Origin of the sequence: Paenibacillus sp. NEAU-GSW1 (genome assembly GCF_009737085.1) — a bacterium.
In the GTDB taxonomy this organism is placed as follows: domain Bacteria; phylum Bacillota; class Bacilli; order Paenibacillales; family Paenibacillaceae; genus Pristimantibacillus.
Genome location: NZ_WOVL01000011.1, coordinates 118,087 through 139,787, shown reverse-complemented (window position 1 = coordinate 139,787; position 21,701 = coordinate 118,087). Strand labels below are relative to the sequence as shown.

Annotated in this window: 21 protein-coding genes; all 21 read right to left on the bottom strand. The window is 49.8% G+C overall.

Annotated elements, in window-relative coordinates; genetic code table 11:
- Positions 1 to 136: 136 nt before the first annotated feature.
- Complete coding sequence (locus GOM71_RS10885; RefSeq protein WP_156280889.1) at positions 137 to 1,081, bottom strand: dipeptidase; 945 nt, start codon at positions 1,079 to 1,081, stop codon at positions 137 to 139.
- Positions 1,082 to 1,194: 113 nt separating this feature from the next.
- Positions 1,195 to 1,455 carry a stage V sporulation protein S gene (locus tag GOM71_RS10880; RefSeq protein WP_005550495.1) on the bottom strand — a complete coding sequence of 87 codons (261 nt, stop codon included), beginning with the start codon at positions 1,453 to 1,455 and terminating at the stop codon, positions 1,195 to 1,197.
- Positions 1,456 to 1,651: 196 nt separating this feature from the next.
- A complete protein-coding gene (locus tag GOM71_RS10875; RefSeq protein WP_156280888.1) occupies positions 1,652 to 2,446 on the bottom strand; it encodes a TIGR00282 family metallophosphoesterase in 795 nt (264 codons plus the stop codon).
- Positions 2,447 to 2,557: 111 nt separating this feature from the next.
- Complete coding sequence (rny, locus tag GOM71_RS10870; protein ID WP_156280886.1) at positions 2,558 to 4,099, bottom strand: ribonuclease Y; 1,542 nt, start codon at positions 4,097 to 4,099, stop codon at positions 2,558 to 2,560.
- 183 nt (positions 4,100 to 4,282) lie between these two features.
- Positions 4,283 to 4,957: a regulatory protein RecX gene (locus tag GOM71_RS10865; RefSeq protein WP_156280884.1), complete on the bottom strand. Its 675-nt coding sequence runs from the start codon at positions 4,955 to 4,957 to the stop codon at positions 4,283 to 4,285.
- Positions 4,958 to 5,035: 78 nt separating this feature from the next.
- Positions 5,036 to 6,091 carry a recombinase RecA gene (gene recA, locus GOM71_RS10860; protein ID WP_156280882.1) on the bottom strand — a complete coding sequence of 352 codons (1,056 nt, stop codon included), beginning with the start codon at positions 6,089 to 6,091 and terminating at the stop codon, positions 5,036 to 5,038.
- Between the two features lie 213 nt (positions 6,092 to 6,304).
- Entirely contained in the window at positions 6,305 to 7,555 is a 1,251-nt protein-coding gene (locus tag GOM71_RS10855) for a competence/damage-inducible protein A (protein WP_156280880.1), read from the bottom strand.
- A gap of 88 nt (positions 7,556 to 7,643) precedes the next feature.
- Complete coding sequence (gene pgsA / locus GOM71_RS10850; RefSeq protein WP_156280878.1) at positions 7,644 to 8,219, bottom strand: CDP-diacylglycerol--glycerol-3-phosphate 3-phosphatidyltransferase; 576 nt, start codon at positions 8,217 to 8,219, stop codon at positions 7,644 to 7,646.
- A 172-nt stretch (positions 8,220 to 8,391) separates the two neighbouring features.
- The gene (locus tag GOM71_RS10845) at positions 8,392 to 8,883 is read right to left on the bottom strand and encodes a YajQ family cyclic di-GMP-binding protein (protein ID WP_156280876.1); all 492 of its coding nucleotides are present in this window, start codon (positions 8,881 to 8,883) and stop codon (positions 8,392 to 8,394) included.
- Between the two features lie 24 nt (positions 8,884 to 8,907).
- Entirely contained in the window at positions 8,908 to 9,828 is a 921-nt protein-coding gene (locus GOM71_RS10840) for a RodZ domain-containing protein (protein ID WP_156280874.1), read from the bottom strand.
- A 17-nt stretch (positions 9,829 to 9,845) separates the two neighbouring features.
- On the bottom strand, positions 9,846 to 10,613 hold the full coding sequence (locus tag GOM71_RS10835) for a DUF3388 domain-containing protein (protein ID WP_156280872.1): 768 nt from the start codon (positions 10,611 to 10,613) through the stop codon (positions 9,846 to 9,848).
- 185 nt (positions 10,614 to 10,798) lie between these two features.
- Positions 10,799 to 11,047 carry a DUF3243 domain-containing protein gene (locus GOM71_RS10830; RefSeq protein ID WP_156280870.1) on the bottom strand — a complete coding sequence of 83 codons (249 nt, stop codon included), beginning with the start codon at positions 11,045 to 11,047 and terminating at the stop codon, positions 10,799 to 10,801.
- A gap of 94 nt (positions 11,048 to 11,141) precedes the next feature.
- Positions 11,142 to 11,888, bottom strand: a complete 747-nt coding sequence (ymfI, locus tag GOM71_RS10825; protein WP_156280868.1) for an elongation factor P 5-aminopentanone reductase — start codon at positions 11,886 to 11,888, stop codon at positions 11,142 to 11,144.
- Positions 11,885 to 13,171 (bottom strand): EF-P 5-aminopentanol modification-associated protein YfmH, encoded by a 1,287-nt coding sequence (yfmH, locus tag GOM71_RS10820; protein ID WP_156280866.1) that lies wholly within the window; start codon positions 13,169 to 13,171, stop codon positions 11,885 to 11,887. Before yfmH ends, ymfI begins: the two co-directional genes overlap by 4 nt.
- 5 nt (positions 13,172 to 13,176) lie before the next feature.
- Positions 13,177 to 14,451 carry an EF-P 5-aminopentanol modification-associated protein YfmF gene (gene yfmF, locus GOM71_RS10815; protein ID WP_367649553.1) on the bottom strand — a complete coding sequence of 425 codons (1,275 nt, stop codon included), beginning with the start codon at positions 14,449 to 14,451 and terminating at the stop codon, positions 13,177 to 13,179.
- Positions 14,452 to 14,598: 147 nt separating this feature from the next.
- Positions 14,599 to 15,387, bottom strand: a complete 789-nt coding sequence (gene sleB / locus GOM71_RS10810) for a spore cortex-lytic enzyme (RefSeq protein ID WP_156280864.1) — start codon at positions 15,385 to 15,387, stop codon at positions 14,599 to 14,601.
- 133 nt (positions 15,388 to 15,520) lie between these two features.
- Positions 15,521 to 18,283, bottom strand: coding sequence for an FtsK/SpoIIIE family DNA translocase (locus tag GOM71_RS10805; protein WP_253944791.1), 2,763 nt, complete (start codon positions 18,281 to 18,283; stop codon positions 15,521 to 15,523).
- A gap of 61 nt (positions 18,284 to 18,344) precedes the next feature.
- Positions 18,345 to 18,584: a YlzJ-like family protein gene (locus tag GOM71_RS10800; protein WP_156280861.1), complete on the bottom strand. Its 240-nt coding sequence runs from the start codon at positions 18,582 to 18,584 to the stop codon at positions 18,345 to 18,347.
- The gene (locus GOM71_RS10795; RefSeq protein ID WP_156280857.1) at positions 18,584 to 19,345 is read right to left on the bottom strand and encodes a ClpP family protease; all 762 of its coding nucleotides are present in this window, start codon (positions 19,343 to 19,345) and stop codon (positions 18,584 to 18,586) included. Before GOM71_RS10795 ends, GOM71_RS10800 begins: the two co-directional genes overlap by 1 nt.
- Before the next feature lie 173 nt (positions 19,346 to 19,518).
- Positions 19,519 to 20,391 carry a 4-hydroxy-tetrahydrodipicolinate synthase gene (gene dapA, locus GOM71_RS10790; protein ID WP_156280855.1) on the bottom strand — a complete coding sequence of 291 codons (873 nt, stop codon included), beginning with the start codon at positions 20,389 to 20,391 and terminating at the stop codon, positions 19,519 to 19,521.
- Positions 20,392 to 20,475: 84 nt separating this feature from the next.
- Positions 20,476 to 21,687 carry an aspartate kinase gene (gene dapG / locus GOM71_RS10785; RefSeq protein WP_156280853.1) on the bottom strand — a complete coding sequence of 404 codons (1,212 nt, stop codon included), beginning with the start codon at positions 21,685 to 21,687 and terminating at the stop codon, positions 20,476 to 20,478.
- Positions 21,688 to 21,701: the final 14 nt, after the last annotated feature.

The window sequence follows — 21,701 nt, the reverse complement described above, 5'->3', positions numbered from 1 at the left end:
GCATTATTATATTGTAATAAACAATCACACCAAGTGTAAATGGGAGCTTGACAAATTGCAAGATGTAAACGCTTAACTAAAGTATAATGATTTTCGATGACTTCTATAGCAAGGTTAGATAATTGTTCGGCAGCGATTAATCTGGCAATACGCGCGATAAAAACCGAAGTGCGTTGCCGGACATAAAGGCTTCCGCATGCGCCGCGGAGTACCGTTTCAACAGCGCTTCGCGCAGCGAGTCCACTTCCCCAGGATGCGTCAATCCATCGACATAACGATCAATGCCGTCAAAATCGGAGCCAAACATTAAATGATCGCTTCCGCCCAGCTCGCATATATGCTCGACATGGCGAAGCACATCATCAATCGTGGCTCGTTCTCCGTCCGCGACAAAATAAGGAACGAACGTTACGCCCACCATGCCTTGAAGCGCGATAATCGCCTTGATCTGTTCGTCAGTTAAGTTGCGCGGATGGCCCATTAACCGTTTGCAGTTCGAATGAGACGCTATGATCGTCTTGGATGCAGTATCCGCCGTGTCCCAGAACGCTCTCTCCGACAAATGCGACACATCGACAATGATGCCGAGCCGATCGCATTCGCGCACAAAAGCTTTCCCCTTCGAGGTCAATCCGCCGCCTCGTTCCTCCATTACGCCGTCTGCCGCCCAATTGGCGTGATTCCATGTCAGTCCTGCAGCGCGTATGCCAAGCTCGTAGAGGACTCTGAGCAGCGGAATATTGCCTTGCATGCCGTCTATGCCTTCCAGCGAGAGCATCGCCCCTATCGAACCGCTCTTCAAACAATTGTCCAGATCGCTTTTTGTCTTCACCAGCTGTATGTCCGGACAAGTCAGCACTTTCTCATAAAATAGGGAGATGCTTTCCAAAATCGGTTCAATCGGTCCGTTCAATGATTGCGGTATATAAATAGCGAATGTCTGCAGCACTGTTCCAGCCTGCTTCAATCGCTCGTAAGATGCGTCCAGCAATTCTCCTTCATTGTAGCGAAATGAAAGATCGGGATTTTGAAGAAGCTTAGTCAGTACGTCGCAATGAAAATCTACAATTCGATTATTCATAATTAGATTCACCTCATATGTAAATGTTACGACAAAGCAAAAAACCTGTCTACTTCGTAAACAGGTTCAACTACCCAGTGCGGATTGCCGTAAACAGCCGATCCAAGCTTCCGCTACCTGGGTTCAACGATGAGCTTTATCGCAGTTCGGTCTTCCCCGTCGATGACAATGTCTGTAAAGGCCGGTACGCAAATGAGATCCACTCCGCTAGGAGCAACGAACCCGCGAGCAATCGCCACCGCTTTGATCGCTTGGTTTAATGCACCTGCCCCGATGGCTTGCAATTCAGCGGCGCCGCGTTCACGCAAAACTCCGGCCAGCGCACCTGCAACGGAATTTGGATTGGACTTTGCTGAAACTTTTAATACTTCCATGAAAAAGTACCTCCTCGGGAATGATGGATGGATTCCACTATTTAGATAGTATTCGAGAGAGGTTAAATAATTCCTGCTTTTATTGCGCGACTTTACGCACTCTTCTGAATTGTCTAACTTTTTTGGTTGCATTCTTATATGTTAATAGAAAAACCGATGACGAGCATCGGTCTTCCTGAGTCCAATGTCGTATCGGTTACATGAGCAGCCATTCGTCTTCAGTCAGACGAATTTTTTGAAGTTTTATCGCCTTGCCTGTAGCATCATCCAACTGAATAGACAGGCCGTGCAAATGCCACTGCCCTTCGTCTACGATAAACCGGGTCGGAAGCTGCGTTAAAAACTTATGAAGCACCGCATTGCGTTCCATGCCGAGAACGCCGTCTCTCGGCCCCGTCATGCCAACGTCAGACAAATAGCCTGTACCTTCAGGCAAAATGCGGTCGTCATTCGTCTGGACATGCGTATGCGTGCCTAGAACAACCGATGCTCTGCCGTCCAGATGCCAGCCCATCGCAATTTTCTCCGATGTCGCCTCCGCATGAAAGTCAACCAATATGTTATTCGTTTTCTCCCTTGCTTGCTCGACCAGCTCATCCGCTTTGCGGAACGGGCAATCGATGGGCGGGAGAAACGTTCTGCCCTGCAAATTTATAATAGCCAGCTGCTTGCCGTTTGCTTTAATGATCGCCGAACCTTGTCCCGGCGCTCCGGGCGGGAAATTGGCCGGCCTCACGATACGCGGTTCGTCATCAATCCATTCAAAAATATCTTTATTGTCCCACGTATGATTGCCCATCGTGATGCCATGAACGCCCCACTCAAAAAACTCTCTGGCAATGGCGGCCGTAATGCCGCGGCCTGCAGCCGCATTCTCGCCGTTCACGATAATAATATGCGGGTTGTATTTGCTTTTTAACGCCGGCAGCACTCGTTTTAGCGCCGCGCGCCCAACGCTGCCGACAATATCTCCGATAAACAATACATTCATCTCTTGCCCCACTCTCTTCCTGAACCCTAATCCATTTCTCAAACGGGAAAAGTGGCTGACAAGCAGCCACTTTTCCGACCTTGCTATTTAGAGTTTGTTGAACGATCGCGACTATTTCGCATATTCAACCGCGCGTGTTTCCCGAATAACCGTAACTTTAATATGTCCCGGATAATCAAGCTCGCTTTCGATCTTCTTCGTAATATCGCGTGCCAGACGGAACGCTTCCGTATCGTCGATTTTCTCTGGCGCTACCATGACGCGCACTTCGCGGCCAGCTTGAATCGCGTACGATTTCTCAACGCCGTCGAACGATTCCGAAATGTCCTCAAGCTTCTCCAGACGCTTGATGTACGTCTCCAGCGTTTCGCGCCGCGCTCCCGGTCTTGCAGCCGACAACGCGTCTGCTGCGCCGACAAGCATTGCGATAACCGAAGTCGCTTCAACATCGCCGTGGTGAGATGCGATACTGTTAATAACGACCGGATGCTCTTTGTACTTCTTGGCAAGCTCTACGCCGATCTCAACGTGGGAGCCTTCGACTTCGTGGTCGAGCGCTTTACCGATATCATGCAGCAAACCCGAACGTTTGGCGAGCGTAACATCTTCGCCGAGCTCGGCAGCCATCAGACCGGTCAAATAAGCGACCTCCATCGAATGCTTCAAGACGTTCTGGCCATAACTTGTCCGATACTTCAAACGGCCCAAAATTTTAATTAAATCCGGATGCAAGCCGTGTACGCCAACCTCGAATGTCGCTTGTTCACCGTATTCGCGGATGCGTTCGTCCACTTCCTTGCGGGATTTTTCAACCATTTCTTCAATACGTGCAGGGTGAATCCGTCCGTCAGCCACAAGCTTCTCAAGAGAAGTGCGGGCAATTTCCCGCCTAATCGGGTCAAATCCAGACAGAATGACCGCTTCCGGTGTATCGTCGATAATGAGATCGATACCGGTCAATGTTTCCAACGCGCGGATATTACGGCCTTCACGTCCAATAATGCGGCCCTTCATTTCTTCGTTCGGCAGCGATACGACCGATACTGTCGTCTCCGCCACATGATCAGCCGCACAGCGTTGGATAGCGAGTGAAATAATGTTGCGCGCTTTCTTGTCTGCTTCTTCCTTCGCTTGCTGCTCAATCTCTTTAATCATTTGAGCTGTTTCCTGACGCACTTCCTGCTCCACATTAGACAAAATGATCGATTTCGCATCTTCCATCGTCAAGCTTGAAATACGCTCAAGCTCGGTCAATTGCTGCTTATAGATGGAATCAATTTGTTCTTGTGTCTCATCGATCCGTTTCTCTTTGTTGGCAACGAGCTCTTCTTTGCGTTCTAGCGCTTCTAATTTTTTATCCAGCGACTCCTCTTTCTGGAGCAAACGTCTTTCCTGACGCTGTGTTTCATTACGCCGCTCGCGAATGTCTCTTTCAGCTTCCGTACGGAGTTTGTGGACTTCGTCTTTCGCTTCAAGCACCGTTTCCTTCTTTTGAGCTTCCGCTTCCTTCTTCGCATTTTCTACGATTTGTACAGCAGCTTGCTCAGCGCTGGAAATTTTAGCTTCGGCAATCGACTTTCGAATAAAATAACCAATCCCAAAGAAAATAACGCCAACAACGAGACAGATCAACACAACCCAGATTGTGTCCATTTTGTTCACCTCCTCGTTGCATGCACCAAGGCAAAGCTTGGGATGATATTAAGTTTTTTAGCCGGCTTTCAAACCGATTGATCTTCTAACAATTTGACGAAAATTATCGTTTCAAATCAACTTTTGGAAGGAAAATTGATTTGAAATAGAAGGAATACATTTTCATTTTATCTTTTGACAAAATCAATTGTCAAGCATTAGCCCATCATCGTCATCGGCTGCTTCAGCTGCAGCGCGTTCTAAGACCGATCTTACCGCTTCCTTCACAATATCGCCGGGAAAGCCTCTCCGCATTAGAAAGGCCATTAATTTCATTCTGCGGTCTCTTTCTTCGCCCTTCAACGATCTCCACTTCTTGCCTGCCGCTATGATCGCCGCTTCCAATTCCGCGCCTTTGTCGATAGCTTCGGCTGCGCTTGCCGCAGCTTGTTTCGACACGCCTCTTAACTGAAGCTCCTGCTTAATCCAACGCCTGCCTTTATGCGCATATTTGATACGCTGCAACGCAAATTGGCGGGCATATTCATCATCATCCACAAAATGTTCGTTTTCTAAACGTTCCAGCGCCGCAGAAATATGCTCCTCCTCGAACGCTTTCCGCTGTAAATATTGCTCCAGCTGTTTGCGTGTCCGCGGTCTGGCTCCCAAATACGCAACTGCCAGCGCATATGTACGATAACGGTTATCCTCCTCGCGAATTTGCTCCAATTCGCTGTCCGTTAACGTACGACCTTTGAGCAGCCTATATTTAATGAGCAAGTCTTCATGTACCGTTAATACGGCTTCTTCGTCTTCGCCATATATATGAAAGCGGCTGCGTTCCTTGCGATCCTGCTTAACCGCCTTTATCTCCAGCATAATATCCCTCGCTTACCCTAATAACAGCATCGCCGTTCCCCGGAAGGAACGGCGTCTGCTCATGCGTATGAAGTTATCTTAATCGAGTTCGGATTCATCGAAATCGTCATCATCGTCTTGAGAGAACGATTCAACCGGATGAGCCGTTGCCGACAAATTGCTTGCTTCGCGAATTTGCTTATCAATAACGGAAGCGATTTCCGCGTGTTCCTTCAAAAACTGCTTCGCATTCTCGCGGCCTTGTCCAAGACGTTCGCCATTGTACGAGAACCAAGCCCCGCTCTTCTGAACGATGTCCATCTCCGTACCGATGTCGACAAGGCTGCCTTCCTTCGAAATGCCTTCGCCATACATAATATCGATCTCCGCTTGCTTGAACGGAGGAGCCACTTTATTCTTCACGACTTTGATGCGCGTACGGTTGCCGACCATATCGTTGCCTTGCTTAATCGTCTCGATGCGACGTACATCAAGACGTACGCTGGAGTAGAACTTCAGCGCGCGTCCGCCCGGAGTCGTCTCCGGATTGCCGAACATAACGCCGACCTTCTCGCGAAGCTGGTTGATGAAGATTGCGATTGTCTTCGACTTGCTGATAGCCCCGGACAGCTTCCGCAGCGCCTGCGACATCAGCCGTGCTTGCAAGCCGACATGCGAATCGCCCATATCGCCTTCAATCTCCGCTTTCGGCACGAGCGCCGCGACAGAGTCGATAACGATAATATCTACTGCACCGCTGCGTACGAGCGCCTCGGCGATTTCAAGCGCTTGCTCGCCTGTATCCGGCTGCGACAGCAGCAGATCGTCGATGTTGACGCCCAACTTGCTCGCATAAAGCGGATCCAATGCATGCTCCGCGTCGATGAAGGCAGCTTGTCCGCCCACGCGTTGAACTTCAGCAATCGCATGCAATGCAACCGTCGTCTTACCGGAAGATTCCGGTCCGTATACTTCGATAATACGGCCTCTTGGCAAACCGCCAATGCCAAGCGCAATATCTAAAGCAAGCGAACCGCTGGATACGGTCTCAACTTGCATATGTGTCGATTCGCCCAATTTCATAATCGAGCCTTTGCCAAATTGTTTCTCGATTTGACGTAGTGCCATCTCTAATGCAGCTTTACGATCTGACAACCATCCCACATCCTTCATTATTTATAATGTAATGATACCTTTTTTCTTGCGCTTTGCCAAGTATTTTTTCGAACATACATTCGGTTTTTTTATCCCCCCTCCTTTCCTCCCTAAATAAACGCAAAAAAAGAACCGCAGCAAAGTATTCTTCGCCACGGTTCTTCCGTCGTAATGACAATTATAGTCAATATTCGAGCCAAACGCAATCTTTTTCTAGTCATTCAACGCTTGCCACAGTCGATAGAGCACCGCTTTAACCGCTCGGACGCGTATAATAGAACGGCTGCCGCTCAGATGCGTCGTATGGACGCTTGTCGGCTTTCCCTTCTCGGCAATTGCAAAATAAACAAGACCTACCGGTTTTCCCTCCGACTCGGCAGGACCGGCCACGCCGGTAATCGACACGCCAAAATCGCTGTCGGCCAAATCGCGAACCCTTTCGGCCATCATCGCTGCCGTCGATTCGCTGACTGCGCCCGGCGCCCCCTCGCCTTCCAATTGCGACATCGGGATGCCAAGCAGCTTATGCTTCATTTCGTTCGTGTACGTCACTACGCCGCCCGCAAACTCGCCGCTGCTCCCCGGCACATTCGTAATGAGCTCGGCGAGCAGTCCGCCGCTGGCGCTCTCAGCGCTAGCCAGCTTGCGTCTAGTTTCCCTTAGCAGCGCTACGACCGCCTCTTCCAGCGGAATATCCTTATGAGAGTATAAATGCTCGCCGACAATTTCATTGATCCGTTCCACCGTCTCGTCGATTTTGCGCACAGCGTCCGCCTCAGACGTTGCTTTAGTCGACACGCGAATGGCCACTTCGCCCTCCTTCGCGTACGGAGCGATCGTTGGATCTGTCTGCCCTTCGATCAGATGAAGAAGCTTAGCCTCCAAGCTCGACTCGCCTATGCCTGCGAACTTAAGCAGCCGTGAGTATAGCGGCGTCTCTTCGCCAAGCACAGACGAACGAAGCCATTCCCGTCCCGGCCCCTCCATCATCGGCTTCATTTCTTTAGGCGGTCCCGGCAGCAGCAAATAATGCGTCCCTTCTGCGCTAATGCCGTTGCCTACCGCCAGCCCCGCTTCATTAAATAGGGGTACAGCGCCGTCTATAGTGTTCGCTTGCCGTTTATTGCTTTCCACCATATGAATGCCTCGCGAGCTGAACAGCTCCTCGATTTGCTCCATAGATGGACCGTGAATGGTCATGCCGCGGTTCAGATAGGCTGCCAGCGCATCTTTCGTTAAATCGTCCTGCGTCGGTCCGAGACCTCCTGTAAATACGAGCAAATCGGCCCGTTGCCGCGCGGTTTCGATCGCAGCTCTAATCCGATTCGAATTATCGCCTACAACCGTTTGAAAGTATACATCTATGCCCAGCGCCGCGAGCTCTTGCGATAAAAACTGGGCATTCGTATTTACGATTTGTCCGAGCAGCAGCTCCGTGCCCACAGCGATGATTTCCGCTTTCATATTCCAATCCCCTTTTGAAAGAAAGATGGAAAAGCACCCTCCCCTTAGGGAAGATGCTTTTCGTTTGCAAACCAATCAAATGCAAATGCTATTGAACCGGTATGAGCTTTTTATTTTTCACAAAATAATCGATTCCCGAATAGACGGTAATTGCAACAGCAACCCAGCTTGAAACAACATCGAACGGAAAATCAATGAAGTTGAACGGGAAGTTGTTAAGAAGCAGCGAAATAATCATTGTGATCTGCACCGCTGTTTTCCATTTGCCCCATTTGCTCGCAGCCATTACGCTGCCTTCGAGCAAAGCGACTTGGCGCAAGCCGGTAACGGCAAACTCACGGCTTATAATAATAATGGCCATCCAAGCGTCGAGCTTGTCCATTTGTACAAGCGAGATCAGCACGGCCGCTACGAGAAGTTTGTCCGCGAGCGGATCGAGCAGTTTGCCGAGATTCGTCACGATTTTATTTTTCCTCGCAATGTATCCGTCTAATCCATCGGTGCTTGCCGCCACTATAAAAATAAGTGCCGCCACAATCTGATTGTATGTAATGGAATAGTCGCCGAAAGCGAGCGGCGCAATTTCGAAATTGACAAGCAGGAACGCCATAATAATCGGCACCAAAACGATTCGGGCTAACGTAATTTTATTGGCCAGATTCATGCGGAAACCTCCTTGGCAAAAAGCCTGTCAATCGTCGCAAAGCTTGTTTTTTGTACGTGTACCTTCATCTGTATATCCCCCAGATCGTTTCCAAAAACTATAGCAAGTATAATATACGGCTGATCCGCATGTCAAAAAAAGCCGCCGCGGCCTATGCAGACGCGGCAACTTATTAACGGTAGTTCATAAATTGCAGTTCAACTTTCAAATCGGCCGCACGAAGCATAGCGATGACAGCTTGCAAATCGTCGCGGCTTTTGCCCGTTACGCGGATTTGATCGCCTTGAATTTGGCTTTTCACTTTGAGCTTCGAATCGCGAATCAGCGTATTGATCTTTTTCGAATGCTCTTGGTCGATGCCTTGACGCAGCTTAATGCGCTGGCGCACAGTGTTGGCCGATGCCGACTCGATTTTACCGAAATCCATATTTTTAATCGGCACGCCGCGCTTTACCATTTTTGCTTGCAAGATGTCGATGACGCTGTTCAATTTAAAGTCGTCGTCCGATACGATGACAAGCTCTTCCTTTTCCAGCTTGATGCTGCTTTTGCTGCCTTTAAAATCGAAGCGCGTTTCAATTTCGCGTTCCGCTTGCTGAATCGCATTATTAAGCTCTTGCATATCGATTTTCGATACGATATCAAATGAACTTTCCGATGACATTCCGTTTCTCCCCTACCTGTAAAATTATTGTGCGGTTGTGTCTGCCGATGCGGACGGTGTCGGCGAAGCATTCGCATCTGCTCCCGCTCCTGCACCTTGAACAGGGTTCAACAGCACTTTTTTGGATCGTGCTTGATCTCCGTCGTTTACTGTAATGCCGTCTACAGAAATAACCGACAAATCCGCGCGTCCCACATTGACGTACAACGGCTCGGTGATATCGTAGGAAATGACTTGTCCGTCCTCCACATTGCCCGACATTAGCTGTTCGCCTTTATCGCTGCCCTTTCTCACTTCCATCCATACTTTACCGCCGGAAATTTTAATTTCAAGCTTATGCACAGTTCCGGCAGGCGCGACATCATAATGATCCACTTTGCCCTTTTTAGCCGTAAACGTAACGCTTGTCGGTTCAGACGGCGTAGGCGACGGCGTTGCGGACGGACTATTCGTCCCTGCTCCGTTCGATGAATCCGTTGTAGGCGACGGCGCTTGTGACGCTTCATCCGTAATATTCGTCTGATCGATCTCTTTCGTGTCGTTACCCTGTTGATTTACGAAATAAACCCAAACCACAACGACAATAAGAATAAGGAACGACCACATCAGCACATTAAAGCCCAATTTGCTTATGCGCTCCGATGATTGTGTCTGCACGCGGCGGGGCGCTCTGGCAGCTGCCGGCTTCTCAACGATCTGGTCTGTGACGGACGCAGGTACTTCATGCTGATATAAACGGAGCACTTCATCGGCATCCAAGCCAACGGCTTCGCAATAGTTTTTAACGAAAGCCCTTAAATAAAATGTTCCCGGCAAAATGCTGTGATCACCATTCTCGATCGCTTCCAAATAACGTTTGCGAATTTTCGTCGATTCTTGAACATCTTCCAGCGATAAACCGCGCTCTTCTCTTGCTTTGCGCAGCAGCGCTCCTAAGTCTGACATTTGTCCGTCTCCTCTCTTTAAAATTCGTCTGTATAGTTGGCGGTGAAGGATTCGTATGTAATTTCTTCATCCGGCGTATTGCGAAGCTCGATAATCATATCAAAATGGCTGTAATCATAATGGGATTCCTTGATGAAAATATCCGGATGCTCGATCACCTTCGTCGAAGGCATCGCCATAATTTCCTGCAGCAGCGAATAATGCTTTTCATTGGAACGAATCGTGCTGACAATCCCGTCGATGATGAAAATATTGTTGTCGCTCATCTCATCCTCGGACAATTGGCTGCGAACCGTCTGCCTCAGCAAGGTTGACGAAACAAACGTCCAGCGCTTATTCGAGCACACGCTTCCCGCAATAATCGATTCTGTCTTGCCGACACGCGGCATGCCGCGCAGGCCGATAACCTGATTGCCGTCCCGCTTGAACACTTCGCCTAGAAAATCGACCAATAAGCCAAGCTCGTCGCGTGTAAAACGGAAAGTTTTGCGGTCATCGGAATCACGTTCAATATAGCGTCCATGGCGCACGGCCAAAATATCGACAATGGTTGGCGTCCGCAATTTATTGACCGTAATGTTGTCGACCTTTTGCAGCATTTTGCCGAGCAGGACGATTTTCTCCTCATCGTCGGTTTGCAAAAGCATTCCCCGCGTCCGATCCTCAACCCCGTTGATCGTCATAATATTAACTTCAAGCATGCCGAGCAGCGAAGCGATGTCGCCTAATAGCCCGGGTCTATTCTTATGTATTTTGTATTCCATGTAATACTGCTTGCTTTCCAACAAAAGTCACCGCCCTAAGCCTGTTGTATTCTTTGCTTCCGTGCTCCATTAATAAGAATACCATAAATGCCATGCTACTAAAAATGTTATTCTACAATTTTCGCCACAATCCTTTAACTCCTATTGGAACATTGCAGAAAAGCCTCCGTTCGGGAGGCTTTTCTGCAATATCCTATAAGTGCTTTTTACGAATGGCCGACGAGCTTCACCATCAAATTCGCGATTGTTTTTTTCTCGGACTCGTCGCCTGCGTCCCAAAGCTCCTTCAATACGCGCTCCTGCTCATTTTTCGGATCGACCTTCTCATCGAGAAAAGAACCGATCTCATAAGCCAAATTCGCAATCGTCTCTTCAGTCATTCCCATCGTTTTCGCTTGATCCACACGCTCTGACAAAAACTGCTTAAACGATCCGAAGTTGCTTAACACTGACATTGTTACTTCGCCTCCGTATTTAGAAAAGAGTGAACAACAGTCATTATTGTGCCATTTCGCTTCGGAATTATGCATGGCCTTGAGAACGAAGCAACTAAGTATGCCAACCGCCGTTAGGGCTAATAATCTGTCCCGTTATGTACGAAGATTCCGGCAACGATAAGAAATATACGAGCGAAGCGACCTCATCCGGCTGAGCAAATCTGCCGAGCGGTATTTCCTGCTCGATCGCTGCCTTCTCCGCATCGTCAAAGCCGCTCATCATCATCGTATCGACCGCTCCAGGCGCAACAGCGTTTACCGTAATGCCGGTCGGAGCGAGCTCCTTGGCCAGCGCCTTCGTAAAAGCGTTCATGCCGCCTTTAGTCGTTGAATACAGCACTTCGCAAGACGCTCCGGCCATTCCCCAAACCGAGGAAACGTTTATAATGCGTCCAAACCGATTGGCGATCATATGCGGCATGAAAATTTGGCTGCACAGAAACATGCCCTTCAAATTAACGGACATAACGTCGTCCCATTCCTGTTCCGTTACGTCAATAAGCATGCCGTAATGCGAAATGCCGCCGTTATTGACGAGAATATCCGGCATCAAATGAAGCGACTCCAGCTTTTCCTTCATGCGTATAAGCTGCTCCTTCGATCGGAGATCCGCATTGATCGTCATGACGTTGGCGCCTAGCGCCATGCATTTGCGAGCTGTTTCATTGGCTGCTTCATGCGATTCCAAATAATGAATAATAATGTTGGCGCCTTCCGCGGCAAAGCGCTGCGCAATGGCAGCGCCGATACCGCGGCTTCCCCCGGTGACCAACACGGTTGATGGACGGTTTAAGGTCATTCGCCCGCTTTCTCGACGATCGAAATCGCCAGTTGATCGAAATCGAAATGCTCGCGAAGCCGTCCGTTTACATCGTCGAGCGTACTGCTCTCATACAGCTGAAGCAAATCGAACATATCGCTGTTGCGGAACCGATAGCGCGTAAACTCGCCTGCGATCGCTTCCGGGGAATTAAGCATTCGCAAATAACCGCCAATTTTTTTCCGTTTTGATCTCTCGAACGATTCCTCATCGATACCCGAAGTGAGCGCCTGCTCAATAGCGACGCGAACTTTGGCGAGCAGCTCCTCCGGATTAGGGCTGTCTCCTCCAATAACCGAGAAGCAATAGTCCTCGCTTGAATTGAATTCGGAGCCAAATGAATCCGAAATCAAATTTTGCTCATAAAGCTCCTGGTAAAGCGCCGAACTCGCGCCGAATAATGCGTCAAGCATCAGTTTGGACACGACTTCCTGCTGCAGCAGCGCCTTTCCCGACAAACCGACTTTTTTCTCCTTAAAGCCAAACATCACTTTCGGAAGTGAAACCGGCAAATGTGTAATTTTTCGCGGTATTTTTACTTTGACAGGTTCATCCTCAAAAAACCGGCGAATTTCGCCCTGCGGCGTAAAGTTTTTACGCGCTTGATTCGCTTTGACGAGGTCAAACACTTCCTTCGCATCTACGCCGCCAACAACGAACAGCAGCATGTTGGAAGGATGATAAAACGTTTCATAGCAGCGATACAGCGTCTCCTTATCGATCTCATAAATCGATTCCACCGTTCCCGCAATATCAATATGAACCGGGTGCGTATGGTACATCGCATCGATCAAGCCGAAATAAACGCGCCAATCTGGGTTGTCTTTGTACATATTGATTTCCTGTTCGATAATGCCTTTTTCCTTATTTACATTCTCGTCAGTGAAATAAGGGTTTTGAACGAAATCGATCAACGTTTCCAAATTGGCCGGAATTTGCTCGGTTGCGGAAAATAGGTAAACCGTGCGGTCGAAGCTGGTAAACGCATTGGCCGAGGCGCCTTGGGATGCAAACGTTGCAAAAATATCGCCAGTCGGCTCTTCGAACATTTTATGCTCGAGAAAATGTGCGATGCCGTCCGGTACTCTGGATATCTCGTCATTGCTTACTGCAAACTGATTATCGACGGAACCGTATTTCGTTGCGAAAGTGGCATACGTTTTTTGAAATCCCGGTTTAGGCAGCACAACAACCTCGAGTCCGTTGTCCAGCACTTCGCGGTACAGCGTTTCCTGCACCCCTTTATATTCAAGCGTCTCCATGGCGGTTAAGCCTCCTTCCGGTCACGCAAGTAGTAGATCGTATCGAGCTTCACTTTGTTCGCCACGCGCACAATATCGGCAGACGTGACAGACTGCACTTGTTCAAGCAGCTCTTGCGCGCTGCGGTCTTTGCCGGAAAGCACCGAGTTGAAATCATAGGCGATCATTTCGTAGGCGCTGTCCTGCAGCTCCCGCAAATGATTGGAAATCATCGCTTTCGTCTGATTCAGTTCCAGCTCGGAGAGCTCGCCGCGTTTCATGCTTTCCAATTGCTCCTTAATAATCGTTACCGCACGTTCGTAATTTGCAATTTCGATGCCGGACTGTATCGTACATAGCCCTTTATGTCCGTCCAAACGCGATGCGGCATAATAAGCCAAGCTCTCCTTCTCCCTTACGTTTAAAAACAGTTTGGAATGCGGATATCCGCCCAAAATGCCGTTATACATCAGCGAAGCCGCGTAGTCGTCATCACTGTAGCCGATGCCTGTGCGAAGGCCCAGATTCAATTTGCCTTGATTAACGTCCATTTGCTCGACAACCGTCTTGACTTCACGGTCTTCGCGCGTCAATTCAGGAAGCGAGTAAACAGCCGGAACGCCCGCTTTCGGACGGAAATAATGCTGAACGAGCGCCGTTACTTCGGCAAGCGATGTATCGCCTACCACGTATAAATCAAACGCGGCTGTGTTTTGCCAATTTTCATAAGCCGCATACAGCGATTGCGGCGTAATGCCGTCGAGATCGGCCAGCTTGCCAAGCGGGTGAAGACGATACGGCTCGCCCTCGCACATCTCTTCTAGGCAGCGTTCTGCCGCGTAGCGAATTTTATCATTAACGATCGCTTCGAGACGTTTTTTCAGCGTTTGCTTCTCCGCCTCCACATATTTAGCCCGGAACGCGCCGTTTTCTGTGCAAGGATCGGTAATGACCTCGCCAAGCAGCTTTAACGACTCGTCAAGCAGCGGACTGTTCGACGATACGAATTGGTCGTTGATGACATCCATGCGAAATTGAACGATTTGCGAATCGCCTCTTTTATATACATCAAAGCCAAAGCCGGCGCCGTACAAATCGTCCAGCCTTTCCCGGAATGCCTTCGTCTCAGGCGTTGAAGCGGTGCCTCGGCGAAGGACAAAAGGAGCAAGCGCCGTTTCGGTTACGGAGTCCTCCGATAGCGGCACACCAGCAAACAATGAAATTGCAAACGTTTTGAATCGTTTCGTCGGCAGCACATGAAGCCGAATACGGCCAAGCTGCCCTCTCTCAAATAGTGTCACTCCGTTAGCTCCTTCCTCGAATAAAACTGCAGTTTGGTTCTGTTGGAGTAAATGTATTCCAGTTGCATATTGCCTATACCATTCTAACCGATGCGAAATGGAAGAAGCAACCTGGCCTCGCGCGGCTTCAGGTTGCTTCTTCGTCTATTACATACAGAATATATGTTTGCCGATCGTCTTCACTTGCGGCCTAGTCCAAATCCATTTGGAGGTTGCTGTCTCCGGATTGAAATAGTACAGACAGCCGCCGGAAGGGTCCCAGCCGGCAATTGCATCTTGCACGGCTTGCGCCGCTTTCTCGTTAGGCGTCAGCCAGATTTGGCCGTCAGCAACTGCTGTAAATGCGCCTGGCTGAAAAATAACGCCTGATATCGAATTCGGGAAGCTTGGCGATTGCAGCCGGTTCAGAATAACAGCCGCAACAGCAACCTGCCCTTCGTAAGGCTCGCCGCGCGCCTCGCCGTACACAGCGTTGGCCATAATTTTCAAATCGCCTGCGGTCAAGCCGAGCTTATTCGATTTCTCGAGCGATGTCGCTTTTTCAGTCGTATTTGAACCGCCGCTAGAGCTCGAGCCGCCGGAAGTAGTTTGGCCCGAATCCTCGGCCGTCGGCTTCCAGTTTTTCGTCGCTTCCCATAGTTTCAGCTTCGTCTTAGCGCCGACGACTCCATCCGACTTCATGCCGAACTTCCATTGAAACCAAGTTACGGCGTTTTTTGTGCTTGTCCCGAATTGGCCGTCAATTTTGCCGTTGAAAAAGCCTAAGTGCTTTAGCCTTCCTTGCAGCTCGTATACATCCTTGCCTGAGGAACCGACCTTAAGTATAGCGTTGCTGAACGTTTCGGCCGTTTTTCCGTTTATCATATGCTGCACCGAAAAAGTGCCGAATACGAGCATTACGATTAACGCGGTCACTACAATCAAACGATTTCTCATCTAGGGATCTGCCTTTCTCATGCAAGTTAGTCCGCTTAATAGAAGCGTTGCTAACAGTAGTATGAGAAAGCGTCCCACCTTCTATGCATCGTTTGGCAGTAATGGCAGCATGGACAACTGCGGTACGGCGAGATTACGAGGGGATTCGTCCAGCTTGAAATTGGTCCATGGTCATAAGTACCTCGCGCGGTTTGCTGCCCTCATAAGGGCCGACAATTCCCCGCGCCTCCATCTGATCGATCAATCGGGCTGCCCGCGTATAACCAATACGCATCCGGCGCTGCAGCAGTGAGACGGATGCTTGCTTCGCCTCGATTACGATCGTAACCGCCTGGTCATACAGTTCGTCCAAAATTTCTTCCGGATTGGAGGTATCCTCCTCTTCCACCTCGGGAACAAGATCCTCTTTATATTCAGCCTCCGCCTGGCCCCGTGAAAATTCAACGAGCGATTCCACTTCTTGATCGGACAGAAACGCACCCTGTACGCGGATCGGCTTGGACATGCCTACCGGCAAGTACAGCATATCGCCGCGGCCGAGCAGTTTCTCGGCGCCAACCATATCGAGGATCGTACGCGAATCGACTTGCGAAGATACGCCAAATGCGATACGCGAAGGAATGTTTGCTTTAATAACGCCGGTAATTACGTCAACCGACGGACGCTGCGTCGCAATTATGAGATGGATGCCGGCCGCGCGCGCCATTTGGGCGAGCCGCGCAATGGAATCTTCCACATCGTTTGCCGCAACCATCATCAAGTCTGCAAGCTCATCCACGATAACGACGATGTAGGGCAGTACAGCCTTGGGATTGTCGATCATCAAGTTGTTATAGCCTTCAATGTTGCGCGTGCTCGATTTGGAGAACAACTCGTACCGTTTTTCCATCTCGACGACAATTTTTTTCAGCGCAAGGGAAGCTCTTCGCGGATCGGTTACAACCGGCGCAAGCAAATGCGGAATGCCGTTGTATACGTTAAGCTCGACCATCTTCGGATCGACCATTAGAAATTTCACTTCGTCCGGCTTCGCTTTGTACAAAATGCTCGTAATAATGCCGTTTATACAAACGGATTTGCCTGAGCCTGTCGCGCCTGCTACAAGCAAATGGGGCATACGCGCCAAATTGCCGATAATCGGCTGGCCGGAAATATCGCGTCCAAATGAAATTGACAGCTTGGAAGGCGCATTTTGGAATTCCGGCGTCTCCATCACTTCACGCATCGTAACAACCGATACTTCCATATTCGGCACTTCGATGCCGATGGCCGACTTCCCGGGGATCGGCGCTTCCATCCGGATATCTTTGGCGGCAAGCGCCAGCGCGATATCGTCCGTCAGATTGACAATTCGGCTTACTTTAACGCCGGTTGCCGGCTGCACTTCGTATCGCGTTACAGCAGGGCCGCGTACAACGTTTAATACTTTGGCGCGCACGCCAAAGCTTTCGAGTGTCGCTTCCAGCTTTCGCTTCGCGTCCATATCGTTGCCGTCAACGCCTCTCGCCAGCAGGCTGGGCTTTGCAAGCAACGAGAATGGCGGCAGCATATACGGTTTTTGCACCGGAACGACCGGCTCCGATGGCGGTGAAGCTATCGGAGCCGGATTGTTCTTCCCGGAAGTCAGTTGTTTATCGAACGCCGTAATTTGCTCGACTTGCTCCTCTTCCTCTTGTTCGTGCACGTATGGATCGCGATGGCCTGCATGATGATTCGAATTCGCTTCTACATCCGAATGGCCGGCAATATAGCGCGATTCTTCATTGCCATGATAATCCGCGTCCGCTTGCGGCCATGGGGTTTCATCAGCCCATCGGTCTTCTGCTCCGGTTTCGATAGGATTTGGAACCGCAGCTTCAGGAGCCGGATACGGATCCAATTCGTCAGATTCATTATCCATTCTAGCTTTCAAGCCGTCATTATGTACCGTTTCCTGCTCTCCGTTTCGATCCCACTCTTCCTGTTCCCATTCCGTTGCCCAATGAGGATTTTTGCCGTTTCTTTGCTGGCTCGCATAATCCTCGTCTTCAAGCGACCAATCGTCGTAAGAAGCTTGCTTGCTTGCATTGTCAGCATGGGCATCCTCCGCCTTCTCCAGCTGTTGCCGCCACGAGAAAAATAACGAACGTTTTTGACGGCGCGGCATAATCGGGATTTGATCGTCATCCTCGATACCGTCGTCCTGCATGTAGCCTTGATTGTTGTCGTCGTCGGCTTTCGCCGATTTTGCGGCTGCAGCAGCTGTTGCTGAACGCAGTGCTGCTCGATGGGACCATTTTGCCGACAGCAGCTTGAACAGGCGCACGAGCTTCGTTTTGACGAAGCTGCCCATCTCGACGTAGGATTTGCCTGTCATCAGCATGATTGCAATTGCAAACATTACCCACATTACGAGCTTGGCGCCAAAATATCCGAACAGCATAAACAACATTGAATATTGAATCGCTCCGATATAGCCGCCGCTTATAGCCTTTTCATTCATTGGCCGCGTATCCGCTGTATCGAAGGCAAGCAATTCATAGCGAATATTATCATTTAATTGACTAAATATGATGCCTCCCGACAATTCGGTTGAAGGCGTTAACATTTTGTCAATTTCAGCTACTGAGCTCCAAAGCGTCAACGCCAGCACAAACAGCAATATGCCCGTCCTTCTGTTCGACCATCCTTTTGGCCATACCCGTTTTACCATAACCGCCAGTCCGACATAAATGCCGACTAACGCCAATACAAAATAAAACTTGCCAAGGAAAAGGCCGAACAGCCTGGATAGCGACCGTCCGACGGTCGCGCTGCCGGACAGCGCAATGACGGATACGGTGATAAGTAAAATGCCATAAACTTCATATTTTAAATGAGCCGCAATCGACTTCTTTTTTCTTCTCTTTTTAGCCAACTCTCGTCACCTCTGGTTATACATTATACCATAGGTGGACAAATGTTCCTATCGGCTCCTTTTATCCCTGAGCACTCTGATGGCTGCCAAACATAACGACGGTGCCTGGAAATAAACCGGGATTCAAATAATCGTCGAGCTGGCATTGGAGCAGACGGACGATTTTTCCCATGCCGGGCGCAATGGGCTCAACCTCCATATGAATGCCGTTCCACCAAATTTGAACAGGCCGTTCGGCTTCATTGCCGTTATGCATTTGCTCGAAAACCGTCTCAAGAGGCATGATTGTATAGAGAGTCATTAGTTATACACTCCCGTCGAATTCGCTGAATGGAGCTCGGATTTGCGCTCCGCAATTCGGCGATTCAATTCTTTAAGCGCGTCGCCAAGCCCGCCGACTGCGTCAATTAAGCCGTGCTTGACCGCATCAGAACCAATGACGGTCGTTCCGATATCGCGTGTCAGCTCTCCTGTCTTGAACATTAATTCTTTAAACGTTTCTTCCGACACTTTAGAATTTTGTGTAACGAATCGTACGACGCGTTCCTGCATTTTATCCAAATATTCGAACGTTTGCGGCACGCCGATCACTAACCCGTTCAATCGAATCGGGTGGATCGTCATGGTGGCAGTCGCGGCGATATAAGACATATTTCCGGCAACAGCTATCGGCACGCCAATCGAATGGCCCCCGCCAAGCACGAGCGTAACTGTTGGCTTCGACAAAGAAGCTATCATTTCCGCTATGGCAAGCCCGGCTTCCACATCGCCGCCAACTGTATTCAGAACAATAAGAATACCTTCGATTTTCGGATTTTGCTCGGCCGCCACCAGCTGAGGGATAAGATGCTCATATTTCGTTGTTTTGTTCTGCGGAGGCAGTACGATATGTCCCTCTACCTGCCCGATAATCGTCATGCAATGAATATTGGAATCCGCTGATGAAGGCGTTGAAGTCTGGCCCAACTGCTGAATCGTCTCGACGATATTTTTTTTCTTATCCTCTGCACCCGTCTCCGGTTGTTCGTTCATTTCGCTATTGGAATAACTTTGGCGCCACATGGCATGAAATCCCCCTCTAATGACTATGATGCTGCAGAATGCTGCGGCTCGTCATAGTATAAGGTTGACTGGTGAAAATATACGGATCATGCCGTCCCTTCATGAATCTTATTGTAACGAACGCATGCAAAAAGACTGGAGCCGAGGCTCCAGTCTATGATCATAACTATTTATTATACCAGCTTGCTAATGAAGGCTGCTTCAGCTTCGTTTACGCTCACTAATGGAAGGCGTACTCCGCCAACCGCAATGCCGCGGAGCGAGAGCGCATATTTTACCGCTACCGGATTAGGGACCGGATGCGGACATTCGAACAGTCCTTTAAAGACCGAATGGCATTCCAGATGCAGCTTCGCAGCTTGCTGCACGTCGCCGTTCAAATAAGCAGCGATAAGCTGTTTCATTTTGGCTCCGATAATATGGCTCGCTACGCTTACGATGCCGTATCCGCCAATCGCAAGCGTCGGCAGCGTTGCACTGTCGTCGCCGCTGTATACTTTAAAGCCTTCTGGAGCGCCCGCAATAATTTGCGTCAACTGATCGGAGCTTGCGCAATCCTTCGTCGCAACGACGTTGTCGATCTCGGCAAGACGGAGAGTCGTTTCCACCGACAGATTAATGCCTGTGCGTCCAGGAACGTTGTATAGCATAACCGGCAGCTTCGTAGATTCGGCAATCGCTTTGAAATGCTGGAACAACCCTTCTTGGTTCGGTTTATTGTAGTACGGCGCAACAAGAAGTACGCCATCTGCGCCGCAAGCTTCCGCTTCCTTCGTCAAATGGATGGAATGTGCTGTATTGTTGCTCCCCGTACCGGCAATAATTTTGCAGCGACCGGCGGCGCGTTCTACTGCGAAACGGAAAAGTGCCGTTTTCTCGTCGTCCGTGAGCGTAGGCGATTCGCCTGTCGTTCCCGATACTACAAGCGTATCGCTGAGCTGTTCTTCAATTAAATAGTCGATCAAACGACCGGTCGATTCCCAATCGATCTGACCGTTCGCATCGAATGGCGTGACCATGGCTGTAACTAATCTTCCAAAATCCATCCTTATACCCTCCTACAAAGCTTTGCTTATGCTGGCAATAAACCGTGTGCTTTACTTTATCCAAGTTAGGCTATTAACTCTAATTTAAAGATGAAGCTCGAATTTAGCATGCAGCGCTTGAAGCGCAGGCGCCATATCCGGCTCCTTAACGAGCACCCAAATCGTCGTATTCGAATCCGCCGATTGCATGATCGTTATCCCTTGTTCCGTCAGCGCTTCGACGATGCGGGCCATAACGCCGGGCACACCGTTCATTCCGCCGCCAATAACGGATACTTTGGCGCAGCCGCTTACAGCAGCGGGCTCAAAGCCGTTCGATCTCAGCAGCGAGACCGCCCGCTCGGCATCCTGATCAAATACGGTGTAAACCGCTCCGCTTGGCGTTACGTTAATAAAATCAACGCTAATATGATTGCGTGCCATCGTTTGAAACACTTGCAGCTGCATATCCGTTCGGCCTTCAATGGCTTGAACCGAAATTTGCGTTATGCCGGCGACATGGGCGATGCCCGTCACATGCTTATCTGCGACATAGCCTTTCACAAGCTCAGGCCGGTCGGTAACGAGCGTCCCTTCATCCTCGGAGAAGGTGGAACGCACACGGATCGGCACTCTTGCCTGCTGGGCGATTTCAACCGCGCGCGGATGAATGACTTTTGCGCCTTGCCGCGCCATATTGCAAATTTCAGCATAACCGACGACGGGAAGCGGCTTAGCGTCTTTGACAATTCTCGGATCTGCCGTTAGAATGCCGTTCACATCCGTATAAATATCGACCATTTCAGCATGAAGCGCTGCGCCGATCGCCGTTGCCGTAGTATCGCTGCCTCCTCTGCCTAGCGTCGTCAAATCTCCGTTCTCCGCGCTGCCTTGAAAACCGGTTACGATAACGACTGTCCCTACTCGCAGATGCTCTAGCATCCGTTCCGGATGAAGCTCTTTGATGCGGGCGTGGCCAAACTGTTCGTCTGTGCGAATGCCTGCCTGACCGCCATTCAATACGATCGAAGCGATGCCCTTCGAGTTGAGCAGGCTGCATAAGGCTGCCGCTGAGATAATCTCGCCGCAGCCAAGCAGCATATCCCGTTCGCGAGGCGGCAGACGATCGCCGTTATCACGAACGAGCTGAAGAAGCGTATCCGTAGCATAAGGGTCGCCCTTACGGCCCATCGCCGATACGACGACGACGATACGGTATCCGTTCTTCAGCTCTCTTGCAATATGATCTACACAATGGCTTCTAGCTTTATCGGACGAAAGTGACGTGCCCCCGAATTTCTGGACCAGGATACGCATAACTATTGCTCCTC